The following is an 18,484-nucleotide window of genomic DNA, read 5'->3' as shown; positions in this document are numbered from 1 at the left end:
GATCTAGGTCAGCTTTGCTTTGTCATCGCCTTCAAGCGGGCGGATACGGAGCCGCGTGATACGGTTTTTTTCACGCCGTAGGATCGTGAAGCGCTTGCCGTGGAAGGTGAACGCCTGCTTCTCTTTCGGAATGCTCTGTGTTTCGTGAATGACGAGACCGGCAATGGTCGTTGCTTCCGCATCAGGCAGGTTCCAGTCGAGGGCGCGATTGAGATCGCGGATCGGTACGGAACCATCGACCAGAACGGAGCCATCCGGCTGTGGACGGCATCCTTGTACATCAATGTCATGTTCGTCGGCGATGTCGCCGACGATTTCTTCCAGAATGTCCTCCAGTGTAATCAGGCCCTGCACATCGCCGTACTCATCGACCACAATGGCGATATGCGCCTTGCGCCGCAGGAAAGCATTGAGCTGATCCTGAAGCGTTGTTGTGTCCGGCACGAACCACGGCTTCGTCGCAACTTTCATGATGTTGATCTTGGAGAAATCCCGGTTCGCATCACGAATCGCCCTCACAAGATCCTTGGCATGGACGACGCCGATAATATTGTCATTCGCATCCTTCCAGACGGGAATCCGGGTGTGGCGGCTCGCCAGAATCTGGTTGATGATGGTTTCGATCGGATCGTCCGCATTGACCGAATCCATATCGGTCCGATGAATCATGACGTCATAGACCTCGAGTTCACGCAGATCGAGCAGTCCGCCGATTTGATCGCGGTCGCGTTTAACAACCGACCCTTCCTTGTGCAGCAGATCAACTGCCCCGCGCAGCTCTTCCTGCGCCGAGAGCATCGAGGCCCCTGCCGCAAGATTAATACCAAACAATCCCAGTATCTTGCGGACGATCCAGTTGACGAGATCGGAAAGCGGGCCGAACAGGATGACGACAATCTGGGCAAACCGGACAAGCGCGAGCGAATTGCGATCGGGACTGGAAATGGCCCAGGATTTGGGTAGGACTTCTGCAAAAATAACGAGAAGGACGGTCATGATCGCGGTCGCGTAGGCAACACCGGCCTGACCGAACAGGGTGAGCAGCATGCTTGTCGTGAGCGATGATGCCAGAATGTTAATGAGATTGTTGCCTATCAACATGACACCGATCAGCCGATCGCGCTTTTCGATTAGCGCTTCCACCACGGCCGCCCGGTCGTCGCCGCGCTTCGCCAGGCGGTGCATTCGAGCGCGCGATACAGCAGTCAGAGCGGTTTCAGACCCCGAGAACAGGGCAGACATCAGGATCAAGAGGAATATAATTCCGCAAAAGATCCAGATTTCCAGGTTCATTTTGGATGTTTCTCCTGCAAGAAGCTCAATACGGCGGATGGCGGTACATCTTTTGCAATGAAGGACTGACCGATACCGCGCGTGAGAATGAAGGTTAGCGCCCCGCGCGCTACCTTCTTGTCCTGAGCAATATAGTCCATCAATTTTTCTGCGGGTGGTAAATCGCCGGGTATGCCAGCGATTGACACCGGAAGCCCCACGCCACGCAGATGTGCCTCGACGCGGCGTGCATCATCAGGGCTCGCCAGATTCATCTTGGCGGAAAACTGGTGAGCGAGCACCATACCAATAGAAACGCCTTCGCCGTGCACCAGCCGTGCGGAATCATAGTTCGTGGCGGTTTCCAAGGCGTGACCAAATGTGTGTCCAAGATTAAGCAGGGCGCGATCTCCGGTCTCGCGCTCGTCCCGCGCCACTACATCCGCCTTGGACCGGCATGATATCGCGATTGCCTCGGTTCGCTCCGGACCGCCATCGAAAATCCCTCGCCAGTTTTTTTCAAGCCAGGTGAAGAAATCCGGTCTGTCTATCAGGCCATATTTGGCGACCTCCGCGTAACCGGCACGAAATTCGCGCGGCGAAAGCGTATCGAGTACATCCGTATCGGCCAAAACCAGCTGCGGCTGATAAAATACACCGACGAGATTCTTGCCATGCGCCGTGTTGATGCCGGTCTTCCCGCCGACCGAGGAATCGACCTGCGCCAGCAGTGATGTCGGCATCTGGATGAACCCCATGCCACGGCGAGCGATCCCGGCCGCAAAACCCGCGAGATCACCGATGACACCACCACCGAACGCCACCACGATATCGCCGCGCTCCAGACGTGCGGCAAGGATTGCATTGGTGACGGTTTCGAGTGTTGCAAAGCCCTTGGATTTCTCGCCTGGCGCTACAAGAATGGCGGTAGAGTCGATGCCGGCAGCGCTCAGGCTCCGCATCAAGCGATCGAGGTGCAGACCAGCCACCGTTTCGTCGGTGACGATAGCCACCCGGACAGATTTGGCGCGCTTGGCGATCTCGCGTCCTGCCTGGTCTATGAGACCTGCTCCAATGAGAATGTCATAGGACCGATCGCCGAGCTTGACGGGAACCGTGGTGATTGCGTTCAGGGCAGTCAAGTCGGTCATTTACCGGATTCCTTATTGGTCACGGCAATTCCGTCCAGGTGCTGGGCAATCGCCTGCATCGCTTCGAATGCGATGACTTCTTTCTTTTCTTCGCGGGAATTTACCGTCAAGTCGGCAAGGGCATAGACAGGATAACGCTCGGACATCAGCCGTTCCATCACGCCCCGCGGATCGTCGTTCTTCAGGAGTGGCCTGTTTTGTTTACGAACGACACGTCCCATCAATACATCGAGTTCCGCCTTCAGCCAGAGCGAAATACCGTCTGAAGCAATGGCTCTGCGCGTTTGATCATTCATGTAGGCGCCGCCGCCAGTCGCCAACACGATCGGTCCGTCTTCCAGCATGCGGGCAATGACACGCCGCTCAAGATCGCGGAATTCGGCCTCGCCATAGGATTCAAAGAGTTCCGGAATAGTCATGGTCGAGACTTTTTCAATCTCATGGTCAGCATCGAAGAACGGCAATTCAACCAGAGTCGCCAGCTTCTTGCCGACCGTGGATTTGCCTGCACCCATCAATCCGACAAGCACGATTGACCTATGTCCAAGACGTTCTCGAATGGATTTCGCCAACTCTGATATATGGGTTGCCCCGAGGATGTCGTCAGTAGTGCTCATAATTGCGTTTCGACAGGAAAACCGCGCTGTCGTCAAGCAAACTATAGCTTTAGACGCGGTCTCGCCAGCTTCATCAAATCATAAGGGTTTTGATTGCAGGATTATGGAACCGAACTGAAGCCGACAAAGACGATTCGAACAGAAAATGCCAACGCTTACACGATTGATCATCACCCTCGCAGTTCTCGCAGGGCTTGTTTATGCGGGCATGGTGGCCCTGGTGACATTCGTGCATCCCACGCAGACGGAAATGACCATTCGCATCCCCGCCGAAAAGCTCAATCCCAAACCTGATACGCCGAAGTAAGCCGATGCGCGCCGCAGCAGCCATAGAAACCTTTCTTGAAATGATGAGTGCCGAGCGGGGCGCAGCGCAGAACACGCTCGATTCCTATCGCCGGGATCTCGAAGACGCCGCAGCCTTCAGCGCCGCCACCGGGCTGCAACTCACACTGGCACAACCCGCTACCATTCGTGCCTACCTCGACGATATCGCCGAACGAGGCTTTGCTGCGACATCGCAGGCGCGGCGGCTCTCGGCATTACGCCAATTCTTCCGCTTTCTTTATACGGAGAATATTCGCGCCGACGACCCCACCAGCACGTTGGATACACCCAAAAAAGACCGCTCCCTGCCTAAAATTCTGAGTGAAGCGGACGTGGAAAAGTTGCTTTCCCGCGCCGAAGAGGAAACGCAGGACGCAAAAGCCTCCAACATGGTTCATTTCCATTCCCTGCGTCTGCATGCGCTTCTCGAAATTCTTTATGCTACGGGTCTGCGCGTCTCCGAACTCGTCGGCCTTCCCGTCACTGTCGCCAGATCGGACAATCGATTCCTGATGGTGCGTGGCAAAGGCTCCAAAGATCGCATGGTCCCGCTCTCCGGAAAGGCGCGCGATGCCATGGCGAAATATCTGGCGTTGCGCGATACGCTGCCCAATCTGTCCGGCAGTCCGTGGCTGTTCCCGGCCATATCCGAAAGCGGCTTTCTGGCACGGCAGGTATTTGCGCGGGAATTGAAAGGGCTCGCTGCCCGGACCGGTTTGAAGACATCGGCGATTTCCCCGCATGTGCTGCGCCATGCCTTCGCCAGCCATCTGCTGCAAAACGGCGCGGACCTGCGCGCCGTACAACAATTGCTCGGTCATTCGGACATTTCAACAACGCAAATCTATACCCATGTCATGGAGGAGCGGCTGCATCGCCTTGTCACGGAGCACCATCCTCTGGCAGACTAAGGTTCGGACCCTAAAGCTTCTGGTTCAAGCGTAAGCCATTGAACCGTTGGAACGTCCATGTGGCAGCTGTTGAAGAGATTGTTTTCCGGACCTGAGCCACCGCCTGTCCAACTCGACAGCGAAGTGATGCGCTTTGACGAAGCCGGATTCACGCGTTCCAGCCATTTGATACGATCGATGGGCTGGCGGCAAAGCTGGCGCTGGGATGAAATCACTGCCTTCGGCTTCGTCTTCTCGCCCGCCATGTTTCCCGACCCGTGGTTCGGAGACACCATGGAGAGCCAATGGTTTTTTACGGTGAAAGGCGAAACCGGGCCGGAGCATATCTATTTCGACTCAGTCTGGCTCGATATCGATCATCTGCCAACCGCGCTGCTCCAACAGATGCCGGGGCTCGATCTCGATGAACTGAAACGCGGCCTCAATGTGGCTGCGGTCGGTTTCCATAACTACGAAGGAGAAGGACGGTGGATCGGCTGGCAGCGTCCCAAGCCGAAAAGGCGACGGAAAGTGGCCAAGGTACGCGCGCCTGCAAAAACAATAAAACGCGAGAGCAGAGCCAAGTAGCCACCACACCTTCGCCGGAATTCCCCCTATAAGTTGCGCCGCCAACACGCGTTCTCGGGCTTGCTTCCTTGACATGCGCTTCGGCAACAGCCAGTTAGGTCGTGAAAAATCCACCGTTTTGCAGGCAGACACCTCGTCCATGTACAACTACCTAGATTTTGAAAAACCGGTTGCCGATCTCGATGGCAAGATCCTCGAACTGAAAAAGCTCGCGGAAGAGGGCGACGCGCTCGATACCAATGACGAGATCGTACGGCTGGAGAAGAGGTCTGCCGAGGCACTGCGGGATCTCTACCGCAAGTTGACGCCGTGGCAGAAGGCGCAAATCGCCCGCCATCCGGACCGCCCGCATTGCGTCGATTACATCTCCAAGCTCTTTACTGATTTCACGCCACTGGCCGGTGATCGTAATTATGCCGATGACGATGCGGTCCAGGCGGGTCTCGCCCGGTTCAATGGCCAGGCCGTTGCCGTTATCGGACAGGAAAAGGGCAACGATACCAAGAGCCGCCTGAAACACAATTTTGGCATGGCCATGCCCGAGGGTTACCGCAAGGCCGTGCGCGTCATGGAGCTTGCCGACCGGTTCAATCTGCCGGTGCTCACGCTCGTCGATACAGCGGGAGCCTTCCCGGGAATCGCCGCAGAAGAACGCGGACAGGCGGAAGCCATCGCGCGTTCGACGGCTGCCTGTCTCAATCTGAAAGTGCCGATCGTCTCCGTCATTATCGGTGAAGGTGGCTCGGGCGGTGCTATCGCCATTGCCACAGCGAACTGCGTCTACATGCTTGAACATTCGATCTATTCGGTGATTTCACCGGAAGGCGCAGCCTCGATCCTCTGGCACGATTCCACCCGGGCCAAGGACGCTGCCACATCGATGCGAATTACGGCGCAGGACCTATACGAGCTGAAGATTATCGACGGCATCATTCCCGAACCGGTCGGCGGCGCTCACCGCGGCAAGGAAGCGGCGATCGAGGCAACCGGCAACATCATCAATGTTGCGCTCAAATCCATGGGCAACATGGATCGAGACATGTTGAGACAAGACCGGCGTGAAAAATATCTGGCCATCGGCCGCAATCTCTAAGACCCAGTTCAGTGAAGAGGCCCGGTATAATCCGGGCCTCTTCATTTCAAGTGGAAGGACCTTCGCTGCAGCGCCCTATTCCAACAGCTAAGCCGCCAAAGAATTCACAGGGTGATCATCCCGTGCAAAATAGTTGCGGTTTTTTGCCAAAGCTGCTTGCAATTCAGTTCTCAACCGATTACGAACCGCGCTGCGCAGACTAACGCGCATTTGTGGCACGCGCCCGTAGCTCAGCTGGATAGAGCACCAGACTACGAATCTGGGGGTCAGAGGTTCGAATCCTTTCGGGCGCGCCATTTACGTTCAAGCACTTAGCTCCCCCTCTCCTCGCCACCAACGCCTTGCATTTTGCCCTTCGGGTAACACAGGGGGTAACGGCGGCTGAAACTCACTATCGCTTCCATATCCTTGAGATACGTTCTTCCCCAATCTCATCCTCGATTCGAATCATCATTTTTTCGGAGAGAAGCGCGACCATGAGGCCTTGGGGAAGAATGATAAACCTCAGCGAATCGATCTGACTTAGGCCTATTGCATCTGCAGCTTCTTTTTGGCCAGCCGCGACGTTTGATAATCTCATAGACTTTGTTACGGATTTAGCTCGTTGTTGGGTTCCGAAAGATTTGGGCACGGACGGCCTAAGATATGATATCTTAGATGTGGAGCCAATCGGAGGTGTATTTTGACACTGACCGTTGCACGAGGGCCATCGCTGACTGAGCAAGCTGCAGCGTACATTCGCGGGCGTATCGTTCGCGGGACGCTGCAGTGCGGCGAGTCGTTATCCGAATTGGCACTCGCTCAGGAATTAGGCATCAGTAAAACACCCGTGCGTGAGGCCATTCTTGAATTAAAGCGTCAAGGTCTTGTCGATGTTCAGCCCCAGCGTGGCACTTTCGTCTTCGAAATGAACGCTGACCAGGTTGTTCAACTTGCCGAGGTACGGTCAATTCTTGAGCTCGCCGCCCTGGGTCTGGCCATAGACCGCAATCGAGATGCTTTGCGTCGCGTCTGGTTTGAGATCGTCTCAGCAATGGACGTGGCACTGGCGACAGGAAATACCGAAGACTATCGGGTTCTCGACGGTGCATTCCACCAGGCGATTTTTGATGTCGCTGATAATCAATATCTATCCGAGACTTTCACCGTTGTCGCATTTCGTATTCAAGCTCTTCGCAATCGCCTGTCGCTCGACCCTGACCTGAACATCACTTCGTTTGATGAACACCAGCGTCTTTTACAACACATTGGGGAAGGTGAAGTGGAAAAGGCAGTCAAGCTGCTCGCTTGGCATATCGAATGGACACGAGACCGCTACATCAAGTTCCTGAAAGTTCTTACCACGGCAGAAACCACGGTGCGCAATTATGAACGACGGCAAAGGTTGGGAGACCATAAAGGTTCACTCGCGCGTGGCTGACGGCCACGATCGGCTCGGAGGAGCGGGATCATGGAAGCGGGTCGGGAATTGCTTGTTCATGATGGTAAACATTCGCGTCGTCTTTCAGGCTGGCGCCAAGACCGCAAAGATCGTGCCTTCTACGAAGCCAACGTGCGCAGAACCTTAAAACTACAAAAGCATGACAATTAGACAAGGAGGAGGAACTGAAATGAATATGCTGTTTGAAAGCATGCTGGTTGCTGCTGCCAGTCTGGCCATCTCAGCCGCCGCATACGCGGCGGGACCAGAAATTGTAAAGGGTCCAAGTAAGGACGCGGAATGTTTCAAGCCTCTAGCCGCGGAGACAAAGTTTTTCCAATGGCCGAAGAAAGAAGGGCCCTACCGGATAGCCCTTGCCAATGGCTTCATCGGCAACACATGGCGCATACAGATGATTCAAACCGCCAAGGCCTATGCTGCCCTGCCGGAAGTGAAGGCTAAGCTCAAGGAATTCAAGGTAGTTTCGACGGGTGACGATGTCGCCGCACAGATTGCTGCGGTCGATAACTTTATCAACTCCGGTTACGATGCGATCGTCGTCAATGCCCAAAACCCGACCGCGTTCAAACCGGTAATCAAGCGTGCAAATGCAGCTGGCGTTGTTCTGGTGGCTTTCGATAACACGCTCGACACGGATGAAGCTATTAATGTGAATGTAGATCAGAAGGGGCTTGGCGAACTCTGGGGCAACTGGCTGGTCAAGAATGTTCCAGACAACAAGGGCAAGTTGCTTGAGGTGCGCGGTGTTACCGGAACCTCGGTCGACCGCGATCGCCATGAAGGCATTCAGGAGGTCCTGAAGAAATCGGGAGGCAATTGGGAAACCGTGGAAGTGGTCGGCCGCTGGGACGATGGCACCGCACAGAAGGTCGTGGCTGATGCGATCGCTGTACACAAGAAATTCGATGGCGTGTCTGTGCAAGGTGGATCAACCGGAACGATCCGAGCCATGATCGACGCCAAGCATCCCTTTGTGCCCGTCGGTGGTGAAACTGAAAATGGCTTCCGCAAACTCTGCGCAGAATATTCCAAGGATGGCCTGAAATGCACCTCTGCCGGCACCGGGCCGGCACAGGTTGCCGTAGCCATCAAGACGGCAATTGCTGCGCTCGAAGGAGAGGTAGTCCCGCAATCGATCACACTGCCTTTGTCCATTGTCGAAGATCCGAACTTCAAGGACGGCGAAAGCTATTATTCGAAGGAGACCGACAACTTCTTCGTGGGCAATTCCTTCCCCACTTGCGGCATCAATTTCAGCGCGCAGGAAATCATGGGCCAAACCAAAGCGGATCAATAGATCGATCTTGAACCGGGGCGCAGATGCGTCCCGGTTCTCTTTGGGAGGGTTATTCGTGTCGGATGCTGCGCCAATTCTGGAAATGAAACATGTCTCGAAACGTTACGGCGGGATCGCTGCGCTGAACGACGTCGATTTCGTTGCCTATCCAGGCGAGATCCATGCGATCCTCGGCGAAAATGGTGCGGGCAAATCGACGCTTATCAAGATTGCGGCCGGTGTGACCGACCCGAGTGACGGCGAGGTCTTCGTCGAAGGTCAGAGAGTAAATTTTCGCAACCCGACTGAGGCGATGGCCGCAGGCGTGGTCTGTGTCTTCCAGGAATTGTCGCTCCTGCCTGACATGACCGTCGCGGATAATCTTTCGATCATCTCGCCACCGTTGCGTGGAGGGTTGATCAACGGGCGTGCGCAGCGTGTGAGGGCACGTGAGCTGCTGGCGTCGATCGGCTGTGAGGACGTGCACCCGCTCGAACTCGTGCGCGACCTGCCGCTGTCTCGGCGTCAAATGGTGGAGATCGCCAAAGCGCTGGCGAAAAAGCCCAAGCTGCTCATTCTCGACGAGGCGACGTCGGCACTGACCAGTGCCGATGTAGAACGTGTCTACGCCATCATTCGCAAGCTGCGATCCGAAGGCGTGGGTATCCTCTACGTTTCGCATCGAATGCATGAAATCGAGGCTCTCGCCGACTGCGCCACGGTCTTTCGCAATGGAACGCGGATCGAGACTTTCAAAAAGGGGGAACGTTCAGTAAGCGCCATCGTCCAGATGATGATTGGCCGCGAACTGACCCATCACTATCCTGACAAGCCAGAACCGAAGCTGACCGAGGCGGTGGCCCTTTCGGCAAAAAATCTTTCCTGGGGTACGCAATTGCGCGACATTTCTCTTGACGTGCGCAAGGGCGAAATAGTCGGACTAGGAGGGCTGGACGGTCAGGGGCAGCGCTCCTTGCTGCTGGCACTTTTCGGGGTGCTCAAGGGCGTTTCCGGCACAGTCGAAGTGATGGGCAAGTCACATCGTCTTTCAGGACCCCGTGCGGCGATGCGCGCTTGCCTGCCACTGGCGCTCATTCCTGAGGATCGTAAAACCGAGGGCCTGCTGCTGCCGATGAACATTCGCGATAACATCAGCCTTGCTTCCCTGTCCCACTTCCAGAAACGGCTGCGGTTCGACGGCGCTAAAGAACACTCTGCAGTCGAAAAGATCATCGACAGTCTGAAGATCAAGATCTCTGATCTCGCCGCAGCAGTCTCGACCCTGTCGGGGGGCAACCAGCAAAAGGTCGTTCTAGCCAAATGGCTGATGACCAATCCCGGGATCATTCTTCTTAATGACCCCACACGCGGCATTGATGTAGGTACCAAACAGGAAGTGTATCAGCTCCTTCGGGACCTCGCCGACAGAGGGGTGGCGGTACTGTTCTATTCCACTGACTATGCGGAACTGATCGGCTGCTGTGATCGCGTCCTCGTCATGTACAATGGTAGTATCGCGCGAGAACTCAAGGGGCAGCACCTGAACGAGCGCAACATCATCGAAACGGCGCTGAACGTGGACGACAAGGGACAGGCGGCATGAACGATCTTCGCCATCGTATCCATCACAATGGCGGACTACTCGCCGCTATCAGTCTCTTCATCGTGATGTTCATCATCTATGTCAGTAATCACCCGGTCGGGCTGACTGCGGCGGTGGCCACAACTGCGTCCAACAAGGCGGTTCTGCTCGCGCTGGTCGCCATGGCGCAGACCCTGCCGGTGCTGACACGCGGTCTCGATCTTTCAGTGGGAATGGTCTTCATCCTCGCCAATTGTCTGGCGTCGGTCATCGTGATTGGCACGATCGGTGAAGGTTTCCTCGGTATCGCTATTGTACTGGGTGCGGGCGCACTGGCCGGGTTCATCAACGGAGCAATTATCGTCTGGGGGCGGCTTCAGCCGATTATCACAACGCTGGCGACCGGCGCTGTATATTACGGTATTGCGCTCTATGTCCGCCCCGGTCCAGGCGGCGATGTGCAATCTGTTATTGCCGACTTTGCCACCGGTCAGCTGTTCGGCGTCGTACCCACGGCCTTGGTCGTTCTCCTTGCGATCATGCTGATCGTCTGGCTGCCTTACCGGAATTCGGTGCTTGGCCGCGCGGCCTATGCCGTGGGGTCGAATGAGCAGGCTGCCTATATGTCCGGCGTCCCCGTACGGCGGGCGAAACTGCTGGCCTATACGCTTGCAGGTTTCCTCGCTGCCGTTGGCGGTCTGATGCTCACCTTCAACACCTACTCGGGTGAGGCATCCGCGCCGATCGCCGGAAACTATACGCTCAATTCCATCGCAGCGGTGGTGATTGGCGGGACGTCATTGTTCGGTGGATGGGGATCGGCGATCGGATCGATCTTCGGCGCCTTTGTGCTGCGTACCATCGAGGACCTGCTTTTCGTCTTCGACCTCGACCCACTCTGGCAGCCCCTGTTCCAGGGTGTCGTTCTACTTGCCGCCGTCAGCCTCGGTGCCCTGCGCGTTCTGCGAATCCGCAACCGTCTGGAGCTTTTCGCATGAGTGAGTCGAAACTCCCGGTCACCGCCATTCCCACACTTCGGTTTTCACTCGACCGTTCGCTGATCATCGCGTTCTCCTGCATCATCCTCATGCTCCTTGGCGGGACGCTCTATTCCCGCGAATTCCTCTCTCCCGAATATCTGCTGCAACAACTGCAGATTAGCGCCTTTCTAGGTATTATCGCCTCGGGCGCAATGATGGTCATCCTGATCGGCCATATCGATCTGTCAATCCCCTGGACGGTGACACTCGGTGCCATGATGGCGACGGCCGTTGCAGGCTGGTACGGCGAAACCGGCAATCTTCTCGCGATCCCGGTTGGGGTATTTTGCGGTGCGGTGGTTGGATTGCTGAACGGGCTTGGTGTTGCCTACCTGAGGCTGCCTTCGATGATCTTCACACTCGGCATGAACGCCGTCGTTCAGGGACTGATGGTTCTGCACACCGGGGGCTTCGCGCCGCAGGACCACGCCACGGACGCGATGCACTTCCTGGCTGTCGGAAGGCCGATCTTCGGCATTCCGACAGCCCTGCTCATATGGGTCATTGTAGGCGCGTTCACGATCTTTCTTTTGACGCGTACGGCATTCGGCCGTCGCGTCTACACAGTGGGCAATCGCGAGGCGGCGGCCTACCTCTCCGGCGTTAATACCAACGCAGTCATTATATGGTGCTTTGTCTTGTCAGGCGCCGCGGCTGCCTTTGCGGGTGTGCTGCTTGCGGGCTACTCCACCAAGGCTTATCAGGCGATGGGCGATCCCTACCTGCTGCCAGCCATCGCCGCGGTTGTCCTCGGCGGTACCAATATTCTTGGCGGGCGCGGCAACTATCTGGGAACGATTGCCGGCGTCGTCCTCATCACCCTGCTGCAATCGATCCTCGCCGTCATGCAGATGCCGGAAGCCGGACGGCAGATTATATACGGTATCGTTATCCTCGTGATGTTGCTTGCGTATGGAAGAGGTGAAATCGATCGGAAATAAAGCGCGCGTATGTTGGCAATCGGCGCAATCGGCCGCTGCATGCAGCGCCACCGGCATCAGGAGTTCATCCGCTTCCTGAACGCCGTCGAGCGCGAGACGCGCGCGCGATTAAGCAGGAACGTACGTCAACCTAATCACGTCCTCGCCAACGTGATCGGTGGAAACAAGGCGGAGTGGTGGCCGCGGGCCGGCGAAGAATGGCTTGCCGCGACCCAGCACGACGGGGCAGATGTAGAGTCGATACTCATCAATAAGACCAAGGTCGGTTAGGCTTCGCGCCAAGTCTGGTCCGGAAACTGCAATCTCCCCAACGAGTCGAGCCCTCAGGCCACGTATCACCGCCTCGAGGTCATCCTCGACAAGTGTGGCGTTGGGGCCGACTGACTTCAACGAGCGCGACACGACCCACTTCGGTTGGCGCCGCCACGCCGCCGCGAACTCGCGTTGCTCCGCACTCCACTCAGGACGGTCTTCGTCCCAATAACGCATGATCTCGTACATGCGGCGACCGTACACGCTGCCGGTCAGGTCGCACATTTGCTGTATCCAGTGACGAAAGAGTGCGGGGCCTGGCGCAAACTCCATATGGTCGACGTAGCCGTCCAGGGACTGGTTCATTCCAAAGACGAGCTTGGCCATGCTGCAAAATCTCCACCGCAGGGTCTTCAGAATAGCTTAAGGCGACATTGCGCAAAAGTGCGTTTGGGCGCAAACTGCGCGCCGCTTTGTCGGAATGACGAATAACCAAAGGACCGCTAACCACCCTCCTGCGACGTTGGAATTTCTGCGTCCGGGCAGGGTTCGGAACGCCCTCCACGAACGGGACGGAGGCTTCTGCGCGGCACCAAGCGTCAGATTCTATCCACTTGGATGTTTACAGGGTTTTGATCTGAAGCAATTCATCGTTTCTACAAAGCAAGTTCCCGTCGCAATGTCTCGAGCCGTTCCATGGCAATCACCCCATCATGAATTGTCGGGGCAGCGGTCGAAGCACCGCCGAGCGCCGGCACCACGTCGGCCAAGAGCGAATGATAGCCTTTCGGATCCTCATTTGCCGCTGCCGTGAAATTCGGCTTCCATGTCAGCGTATCGACGTCATCAGCGAGCGTCGCATTCGGATCATCAACCTTGAAAGGCGGATTGCGGTTCCAGCGCACCTCGATCACGTCATCCACTTCCAGCCGCTGATGATCGCTCATGAGTGCGATGCGCGCGACCGGCGTGCCGCGCGACTGGATCGTACCCATGGCGATATTACCGATGGCGCCGCACTCGAACTCGAAGCCTACGTGGAAGAGCACCCTGCCCGGCGTCTTCTCGACCTTCCGGGCCGAGATGGTCCGCACTGGCGAAACAAAGAACGACACCAGATCCATGTAATGCACACAGTGATGCAGGAAGAAACCGCTATAGTCGACATTGCCGGTAAAATAGCCCGGTGCCGTCATGTAATACCCCGTAAGCCCCAATACCGGTCCGAAGCGCCCCGACTTTATGATGTTGTGGGCGATCTTGTTGCCGACGGAATAACGCTTCATAAATCCGACAAGCAATGGCTTGCCCGATCGTTCGGATGCGGCGCGAAGCTCGCGTGCGCCTTCAGCGGTCCCTGAGGGCGGCTTTTCCATAAAAACAGACAGACCGCGATCGAGGGCTCGCTTGCCGAAATGAAGATGCTGGTCAGGACCGACCGCCATGCCGATCGCGTCGATGCCAGGGGTGCGGATCAGCTCCTCGGCGTCACTTGTCAGGCGGGACACGCCGAACTGGCGGCCCGCATCGGAGAGACGTTTGCCGTCGATGTCGCAGAGCGCGATGATCTCGGCGTCTTGGCGCACGAGTTGGGGAAGTAACATCTGGGTCGCGTGAATGCCGCAACCGATCCAGCCGATTTTCAATGTCATCGCCGATATTCCGTCAGTGTGAGATGGGATTTGATAAAGGCCGCGCTCGCTGCCAGGCGCTCGCTTTCATCCTCATGCGGCGGGCGCCACTGCGCAAGGGGAACGCCGAAACGATCGTCATTGCGCCGGAAAGGCTCGAGCGATACCGGTCCCTTGTAGCCGACCTCGTGCAAGGCACGGCCGACCGCAACCCAGTCGGTCGAGCCTGTGCCCGGAAAACCGCGATGGTTTTCATTCGCCTGGAAATGCACGAGATGTGCGCCGCCTAGCCGGATAGCCTCGGCGATCGACGCTTCTTCCATATGCATGTGGAAGGTATCCAGCATCAGTTTGATCGCTGGATGATCGACTGCGTCAAGGAGTTCGATGGCCTGCTGCGTCGTGCACAACACATCGCTTTCGAAACGATTGAGCGGCTCGACCGCCAGCAGGATACCTGCTTGTGCGGCGTGATCGCCGGCTTCTATCAGACCTTTGACACAGCGCTCCTTGCGCGCCAGCCGTTCGTCCTCTGACACGGGCAACGGAGCGCGCCCGGCGAACACCAGCGGATTACCGGTCAACGGCCCGCCGACGACCGTAGCACCGAGCGCCGCCGCGCAATCTGCCGTATAGCGCAAATAATCGATACCGGCGCGATGGGCGTTCCGGTCATCCGAACCGTTGTCCAATCTCGATGCTGCACTTCGCGTCGAGATGCGGCTTGAAATCGCCAAGCTGCATCGCCGCATGCAGGCAACGACCGTCTACGTCACGCACGATCAAGTGGAAGCTATGACCTTGGCCGATCGGATCGTCGTGATGAATGCCGGTCACGTCGAACAGATCGGGCACCCACTCGACCTTTACCGCAAACCGGCAAGCCTGTTCGTTGCACGTTTCATCGGCAGCCCGACGATGAATACCTTCCCGGTGAGTGTCGTTGAATCCACTGGCAACAATGTCGTTGTGCAATTGCCGGCAGGCAGAGCGGCACTCGATATCGGAGGTGGGTCAACCGAGGCCGCAAGGACGATTACCTTCGGCATCCGCCCGGAAGATTTGACTGTCTGCGATGCCGGCGAGGCATGGTTCAGCGGCGAATTGGTGGTGGTCGAACGGCTTGGCAGCCAGACCTTCGGCTACCTCGACGCTGGCACAGAAAAACTGATCACCATCGAATTCCCAAGAGCAGCAGAAGTTCAGGTCGGCGAGCGGATTTCGGTCAAAGGCGACCCTTCCAACGTCCATCTTTTCGATAGTGAAAAAGGACAGCGGGTCAACTGAACAATGAATCCTGGGCACCAAACGGTGCCAGGGACAAAATCAGTAATAGTCTGCCAGTCCCAATGCCTCGCGGGGAGATGGGACGGATTGGCACGGTGAGCCAACCTAGCCCTGAAACAGCAGCTTTGAACACACCGAGCCCTCTGTTGTCCTTCTCTTCGGCAGCTCCCACAAAGAAGGACGCCCGTCCGCGGTACTTTCTGCGAAATTTCATGATTTTCGCAATACTGGAAGGATCATGCCCGCTGTCATTATGACGATGGCAATAAATTGGATAGGTGTTGGAATTTCGCCGAGTACGATCATGCCGGTCAAGGCTGTGGCTATCGGCACGCAGGGCATGAACAGTGATGCTTTTTGTGGTCCCAACTGCCTGACGGCGTAGGTATAGAGGAACATCGCCGCCGCGCCGGCAAGAAAGCCCTGAATCACGATCTGCGCGCCGATTTCCGCTCCTGATGCTGTATTGAGACCACTCGGCGCGAGGATATGTAAAAGCGGAAGCGGCACGCAGGACAACAGCACTATGGCCGCCGTGGCGATGACGGGATCAACACTCCATCGCCGCACGAGAACAGCGTAGCCGGAAAACATGATGCCCGATCCGGTGAACAGCAGATCGCCAAATAGCGTGTTGCCCACCTCGCTTCCTGAGTGAAAGACGAAGAGGAGTAGCCCCACGATGATCACGGCAATCCCGATGATCCGCATGCGTGAGATCGCATCTTCAAAGACGATGCGAGACAGCACGAAAGAGAAGAAGACGATCGAGGCCGGGCAGAGGGCGGCTGCATGGGCGGCGGGTGCGTAAGTCAGACCCCAATTAATGATCATTGGATAGGGCAATCCCACAAGGACGGCCAAGGCTGAAGCACGCTGCCAACCAAGGGTTTCCAGCTTTCCGAAGCCAATTCTCCAAATGATCGGAAGGAAGATCACGCCGGCACCCGCGAAACGCAGACTGGCGATATCGGCTGCTGTCAGATGTTCCTGCAGGCTAAACCGGGCAGCGACGAATTGTATGGCTGTGATGATGATCATCATCACTCCGGCGATGAGGGCGCGCTTTGTATTCTGATTCTCTTGTCCGTTCCCCACGTGCATTTGCCCTCCATCGCAGCGATCCGGGCTGATGAAGGCGGATTATGCCTTTCAACTCCGTGCCGTGTGAGAATCACAAGCTATTGCGGTATAGGCTGTGACGAAATATGCTATTTCTGCCGATAAAGAGCGAAATACGCGCATACATGCCTTCGATAGCGTGGATAATGAAATGGACCCTCTTGATGGAATTGACCGCAGCCTCCTTCGGTTGCTTCAGGAGGATGGTCGTCGGACCACTCTTGATCTCGCGAACCGAGTCGGCCTGTCACCGACCGGTACCAGTCAGCGGGTGAAACGTCTTTTCCGCGAAGGCTTCATCACGGCGATCAGAGCCATTCTCGATCCGCAAAAGATCGACCGGGGAACTCTCGTCTTCATTCAGGTGCGACTCGATCAGACGGCCCCTCATGTCTTCGACCGGTTTGCTGAAGCGGTGGCGAAAGCGCCGGAGGTTCTCGAATGCCATATGGTCGTCGGCGGCTTCGACTATCTGGTGAAGGCGAGGATAGCGGACATGTCCGTGTTTCAGGAATTCCTGCAACGGGTGATCCTTCCGCTACCCGGTGTGAGGGAGACCCACACCTATGCTTCTGTCGCTGATGTGAAACCGGACACGCTGCTGCCGGTGTGACACATAGCAACGGATTTACGCACCATTGACGTTGGGCTGCGTTCGAATCAGGGGCAAATCAACTTTGTATTCGCTGCTTTCCGTAATCGACAAGCTGGAATTCGAGTTAGACGTCTCGCTCTTCGAACGCCGCAAGGGCCTCATCACCCCAACGCCCACGGTGCAGCTGCTGCGTGACGAGATCGAACGTGCCTATGTCCCACTAGAAGCGCTGAAGAGTTTTTCGGCACGGCTCGCACGCGGCGATGCCGGAAAGACAGCCACCTCGCGATGCCGTCGTGCTGAAAGTGGCGGAAAGGCGATTGTGTAGAACAACGTCTCCACTTGCCTGCCGGACGCTCGGCATATATATTGGCCGAATGCTTGACCATTCGTCCCGACCGTCTTCGCCGCCACATATCCCAATGGATGCGCTAAGCGAGGTCCTACAAGACTTTCGCTTGAGTGGTGTCAACTATGGCCGCTGCGAACTCCGACATCCATGGAGCATCGCCTTTCCGCAACAACCGCTGCTTCGTTTTCACTTTGTCAGCCAGGGTCCATGCTGGATCCATACCGAAGCGCAAGGCTGGCAGGAGTTGCGCGATGGGGATCTGGTGCTGCTGCCGCAAGGCATCGCCCATCGGCTGGCCAGCGCGCCGGATGTTGTGGGCGACTCGCTCAAGGGTTGCCAGGTGACCAAGTTGGGGAGCAACGTCTGCGAAGTGGTGCGGGAAGGAACGGGTGCGACCAGCACCCTTTTCTGCGGCTCCATGGCCTTGGGCGCCTGTGCGCTTAACCCCTTGATCACCTTGATGCCGCCAATCATCAAGGGCTGCGACGTGGCTGGCAATGACCCGATCGTTAGTCCCTTGCTCGCGGCTATGACGGCGGAGGCCGCACAACCGCAGATGGGCAGCGCCACCATCTTATCGCGTATGGCGGACCTGCTCGCAGCGCGGCTCATCCGCTGCTGGGTCAATTGCACCGGAGCACCGACCACCGGTTGGCTCGCCGCCATCCGCGACCCCCATATCGGCCGCGCACTGGCAGCCATGCACCGAGACCCTGGCCATAACTGGACCCTCGAAAGCCTCGCCGGCCTGGCAGGCCAATCGCGCTCGATTTTCGCCGAGCGCTTCAGCGCTGTTTTAGGGGAAGGCGCGGCACGCTATCTCGCCCGGCTGCGTATGCAGCTTGCTCGCGAGTTGTTGGGGCAAAGCGGCATGTCGGTCGCCGAGGTCGCTACCCGTTTGGGCTACGAATCCGAGGCATCCTTCGCTCGCGCGTTCAAGCGCATCACCAGTGTCTCGCCGGGCGTTGTGCGTCGCACAATTTCCGGACGAACGGACATGGATTTCGGATTTTAAGATACATATCAT

The 18,484-nt window shown here is 56.9% G+C and carries 21 protein-coding genes and 1 tRNA gene; 15 read left to right on the top strand and 7 right to left on the bottom strand.

The features are described from left to right. Positions 1-3 precede the first annotated feature (3 nt). Genes BLM14_RS02090 through BLM14_RS02080 form a run of 3 tightly spaced genes read right to left on the bottom strand, consistent with a single transcriptional unit; the run spans position 4 to position 3,040 of the window. Complete coding sequence (locus tag BLM14_RS02090; protein WP_099997878.1) at positions 4-1,293, bottom strand: HlyC/CorC family transporter; 1,290 nt, start codon at positions 1,291-1,293, stop codon at positions 4-6. Further along, positions 1,290-2,423 (bottom strand): 3-dehydroquinate synthase, encoded by a 1,134-nt coding sequence (gene aroB, locus BLM14_RS02085; RefSeq protein WP_099997877.1) that lies wholly within the window; start codon positions 2,421-2,423, stop codon positions 1,290-1,292. Before aroB ends, BLM14_RS02090 begins: the two co-directional genes overlap by 4 nt. Next, a complete protein-coding gene (locus BLM14_RS02080; protein ID WP_099997876.1) occupies positions 2,420-3,040 on the bottom strand; it encodes a shikimate kinase in 621 nt (206 codons plus the stop codon). Before BLM14_RS02080 ends, aroB begins: the two co-directional genes overlap by 4 nt. Positions 3,041-3,185: 145 nt before the next feature. Between BLM14_RS02080 and BLM14_RS02075 the strand changes: the two genes are divergently transcribed. From BLM14_RS02075 to BLM14_RS02025, 11 genes are all read left to right on the top strand, one after another. After that, positions 3,186-3,347: a histidine kinase gene (locus BLM14_RS02075; RefSeq protein ID WP_099997875.1), complete on the top strand. Its 162-nt coding sequence runs from the start codon at positions 3,186-3,188 to the stop codon at positions 3,345-3,347. A gap of 4 nt (positions 3,348-3,351) precedes the next feature. Further along, on the top strand, positions 3,352-4,278 hold the full coding sequence (xerD, locus tag BLM14_RS02070; protein WP_099997874.1) for a site-specific tyrosine recombinase XerD: 927 nt from the start codon (positions 3,352-3,354) through the stop codon (positions 4,276-4,278). Positions 4,279-4,335: 57 nt separating this feature from the next. Then, a complete protein-coding gene (locus tag BLM14_RS02065; RefSeq protein WP_204251981.1) occupies positions 4,336-4,845 on the top strand; it encodes a hypothetical protein in 510 nt (169 codons plus the stop codon). Between the two features lie 139 nt (positions 4,846-4,984). Next, positions 4,985-5,938 (top strand): acetyl-CoA carboxylase carboxyltransferase subunit alpha, encoded by a 954-nt coding sequence (locus BLM14_RS02060; RefSeq protein WP_099997873.1) that lies wholly within the window; start codon positions 4,985-4,987, stop codon positions 5,936-5,938. 219 nt (positions 5,939-6,157) lie between these two features. Then, positions 6,158-6,234 (top strand) — tRNA-Arg (locus tag BLM14_RS02055). Between the two features lie 386 nt (positions 6,235-6,620). Beyond that, on the top strand, positions 6,621-7,358 hold the full coding sequence (locus BLM14_RS02045; protein ID WP_099997872.1) for a GntR family transcriptional regulator: 738 nt from the start codon (positions 6,621-6,623) through the stop codon (positions 7,356-7,358). Positions 7,359-7,388: 30 nt separating this feature from the next. Then, the gene (locus tag BLM14_RS30825; RefSeq protein ID WP_157929468.1) at positions 7,389-7,529 is read left to right on the top strand and encodes a hypothetical protein; all 141 of its coding nucleotides are present in this window, start codon (positions 7,389-7,391) and stop codon (positions 7,527-7,529) included. Between the two features lie 19 nt (positions 7,530-7,548). Then, positions 7,549-8,676 (top strand): sugar ABC transporter substrate-binding protein, encoded by a 1,128-nt coding sequence (locus tag BLM14_RS02040; RefSeq protein ID WP_099997871.1) that lies wholly within the window; start codon positions 7,549-7,551, stop codon positions 8,674-8,676. Positions 8,677-8,758: 82 nt separating this feature from the next. Then, a complete protein-coding gene (locus tag BLM14_RS02035) occupies positions 8,759-10,258 on the top strand; it encodes a sugar ABC transporter ATP-binding protein (protein ID WP_100000985.1) in 1,500 nt (499 codons plus the stop codon). Beyond that, positions 10,255-11,235, top strand: a complete 981-nt coding sequence (locus tag BLM14_RS02030) for an ABC transporter permease (protein ID WP_099997870.1) — start codon at positions 10,255-10,257, stop codon at positions 11,233-11,235. Before BLM14_RS02035 ends, BLM14_RS02030 begins: the two co-directional genes overlap by 4 nt. After that, entirely contained in the window at positions 11,232-12,218 is a 987-nt protein-coding gene (locus tag BLM14_RS02025; protein WP_099997869.1) for an ABC transporter permease, read from the top strand. The genes BLM14_RS02030 and BLM14_RS02025 overlap by 4 nt, the downstream gene beginning before the upstream one ends. A gap of 108 nt (positions 12,219-12,326) precedes the next feature. On the opposite strand, the gene BLM14_RS02020 is transcribed toward BLM14_RS02025, so the two are convergent. From BLM14_RS02020 to BLM14_RS02010, 3 genes are all read right to left on the bottom strand, one after another. Further along, positions 12,327-12,857, bottom strand: coding sequence for a dihydrofolate reductase family protein (locus BLM14_RS02020; RefSeq protein ID WP_099997868.1), 531 nt, complete (start codon positions 12,855-12,857; stop codon positions 12,327-12,329). A gap of 269 nt (positions 12,858-13,126) precedes the next feature. Next, positions 13,127-14,122 carry a Gfo/Idh/MocA family protein gene (locus tag BLM14_RS02015; RefSeq protein WP_099997867.1) on the bottom strand — a complete coding sequence of 332 codons (996 nt, stop codon included), beginning with the start codon at positions 14,120-14,122 and terminating at the stop codon, positions 13,127-13,129. Next, positions 14,119-14,793, bottom strand: a complete 675-nt coding sequence (locus tag BLM14_RS02010; RefSeq protein ID WP_269467451.1) for a sugar phosphate isomerase/epimerase family protein — start codon at positions 14,791-14,793, stop codon at positions 14,119-14,121. Before BLM14_RS02010 ends, BLM14_RS02015 begins: the two co-directional genes overlap by 4 nt. Here BLM14_RS02010 and BLM14_RS02005 point away from each other — a divergent pair. Beyond that, positions 14,786-15,388, top strand: a complete 603-nt coding sequence (locus BLM14_RS02005) for an ABC transporter ATP-binding protein (RefSeq protein WP_100022274.1) — start codon at positions 14,786-14,788, stop codon at positions 15,386-15,388. The genes BLM14_RS02010 and BLM14_RS02005 overlap by 8 nt on opposite strands. 210 nt (positions 15,389-15,598) lie before the next feature. Here the strand turns inward: BLM14_RS02005 and BLM14_RS01995 are convergent, their stop codons facing one another. Further along, positions 15,599-16,432: a DMT family transporter gene (locus tag BLM14_RS01995; protein ID WP_237143438.1), complete on the bottom strand. Its 834-nt coding sequence runs from the start codon at positions 16,430-16,432 to the stop codon at positions 15,599-15,601. Positions 16,433-16,661: 229 nt separating this feature from the next. Between BLM14_RS01995 and BLM14_RS01990 the strand changes: the two genes are divergently transcribed. From BLM14_RS01990 to BLM14_RS01980, 3 genes are all read left to right on the top strand, one after another. Further along, positions 16,662-17,123, top strand: coding sequence for an Lrp/AsnC family transcriptional regulator (locus BLM14_RS01990; RefSeq protein WP_099997863.1), 462 nt, complete (start codon positions 16,662-16,664; stop codon positions 17,121-17,123). 64 nt (positions 17,124-17,187) lie between these two features. Then, the gene (locus BLM14_RS01985) at positions 17,188-17,433 is read left to right on the top strand and encodes a hypothetical protein (protein ID WP_099997862.1); all 246 of its coding nucleotides are present in this window, start codon (positions 17,188-17,190) and stop codon (positions 17,431-17,433) included. Between the two features lie 49 nt (positions 17,434-17,482). Next, a complete protein-coding gene (locus tag BLM14_RS01980; protein ID WP_162293130.1) occupies positions 17,483-18,472 on the top strand; it encodes an AraC family transcriptional regulator in 990 nt (329 codons plus the stop codon). The last annotated feature ends 12 nt before the right edge of the window (positions 18,473-18,484 follow it).

It is taken from the genome of Phyllobacterium zundukense (genome assembly GCF_002764115.1).
Taxonomy (GTDB): Bacteria; Pseudomonadota; Alphaproteobacteria; order Rhizobiales; family Rhizobiaceae; genus Phyllobacterium; species Phyllobacterium zundukense.
Note: the sequence above shows the minus strand (reverse complement) of the source record. Positions and strands in the feature narration are given on the sequence as shown.

Excerpts from the sequence above, each read along its gene's own strand:
- BLM14_RS02090 (WP_099997878.1), bottom strand. The coding sequence starts at position 1,293 with ATGAACCTGGAAATCTGGATCTTTTGCGGAATTATATTCCTCTTGATC.
- aroB (WP_099997877.1), bottom strand. The coding sequence starts at position 2,423 with ATGACCGACTTGACTGCCCTGAACGCAATCACCACGGTTCCCGTCAAG.
- BLM14_RS02080 (WP_099997876.1), bottom strand. The coding sequence starts at position 3,040 with ATGAGCACTACTGACGACATCCTCGGGGCAACCCATATATCAGAGTTG.
- BLM14_RS02075 (WP_099997875.1), top strand. The coding sequence starts at position 3,186 with ATGCCAACGCTTACACGATTGATCATCACCCTCGCAGTTCTCGCAGGG.
- xerD (WP_099997874.1), top strand. The coding sequence starts at position 3,352 with ATGCGCGCCGCAGCAGCCATAGAAACCTTTCTTGAAATGATGAGTGCC.
- BLM14_RS02065 (WP_204251981.1), top strand. The coding sequence starts at position 4,336 with ATGTGGCAGCTGTTGAAGAGATTGTTTTCCGGACCTGAGCCACCGCCT.
- BLM14_RS02060 (WP_099997873.1), top strand. The coding sequence starts at position 4,985 with ATGTACAACTACCTAGATTTTGAAAAACCGGTTGCCGATCTCGATGGC.
- BLM14_RS30825 (WP_157929468.1), top strand. The coding sequence starts at position 7,389 with ATGGAAGCGGGTCGGGAATTGCTTGTTCATGATGGTAAACATTCGCGT.
- BLM14_RS02040 (WP_099997871.1), top strand. The coding sequence starts at position 7,549 with ATGAATATGCTGTTTGAAAGCATGCTGGTTGCTGCTGCCAGTCTGGCC.
- BLM14_RS02035 (WP_100000985.1), top strand. The coding sequence starts at position 8,759 with ATGAAACATGTCTCGAAACGTTACGGCGGGATCGCTGCGCTGAACGAC.
- BLM14_RS02030 (WP_099997870.1), top strand. The coding sequence starts at position 10,255 with ATGAACGATCTTCGCCATCGTATCCATCACAATGGCGGACTACTCGCC.
- BLM14_RS02025 (WP_099997869.1), top strand. The coding sequence starts at position 11,232 with ATGAGTGAGTCGAAACTCCCGGTCACCGCCATTCCCACACTTCGGTTT.
- BLM14_RS02020 (WP_099997868.1), bottom strand. The coding sequence starts at position 12,857 with ATGGCCAAGCTCGTCTTTGGAATGAACCAGTCCCTGGACGGCTACGTC.
- BLM14_RS02015 (WP_099997867.1), bottom strand. The coding sequence starts at position 14,122 with ATGACATTGAAAATCGGCTGGATCGGTTGCGGCATTCACGCGACCCAG.
- BLM14_RS01995 (WP_237143438.1), bottom strand. The coding sequence starts at position 16,432 with ATGATGATCATCATCACAGCCATACAATTCGTCGCTGCCCGGTTTAGC.
- BLM14_RS01990 (WP_099997863.1), top strand. The coding sequence starts at position 16,662 with ATGGACCCTCTTGATGGAATTGACCGCAGCCTCCTTCGGTTGCTTCAG.
- BLM14_RS01980 (WP_162293130.1), top strand. The coding sequence starts at position 17,483 with ATGCTTGACCATTCGTCCCGACCGTCTTCGCCGCCACATATCCCAATG.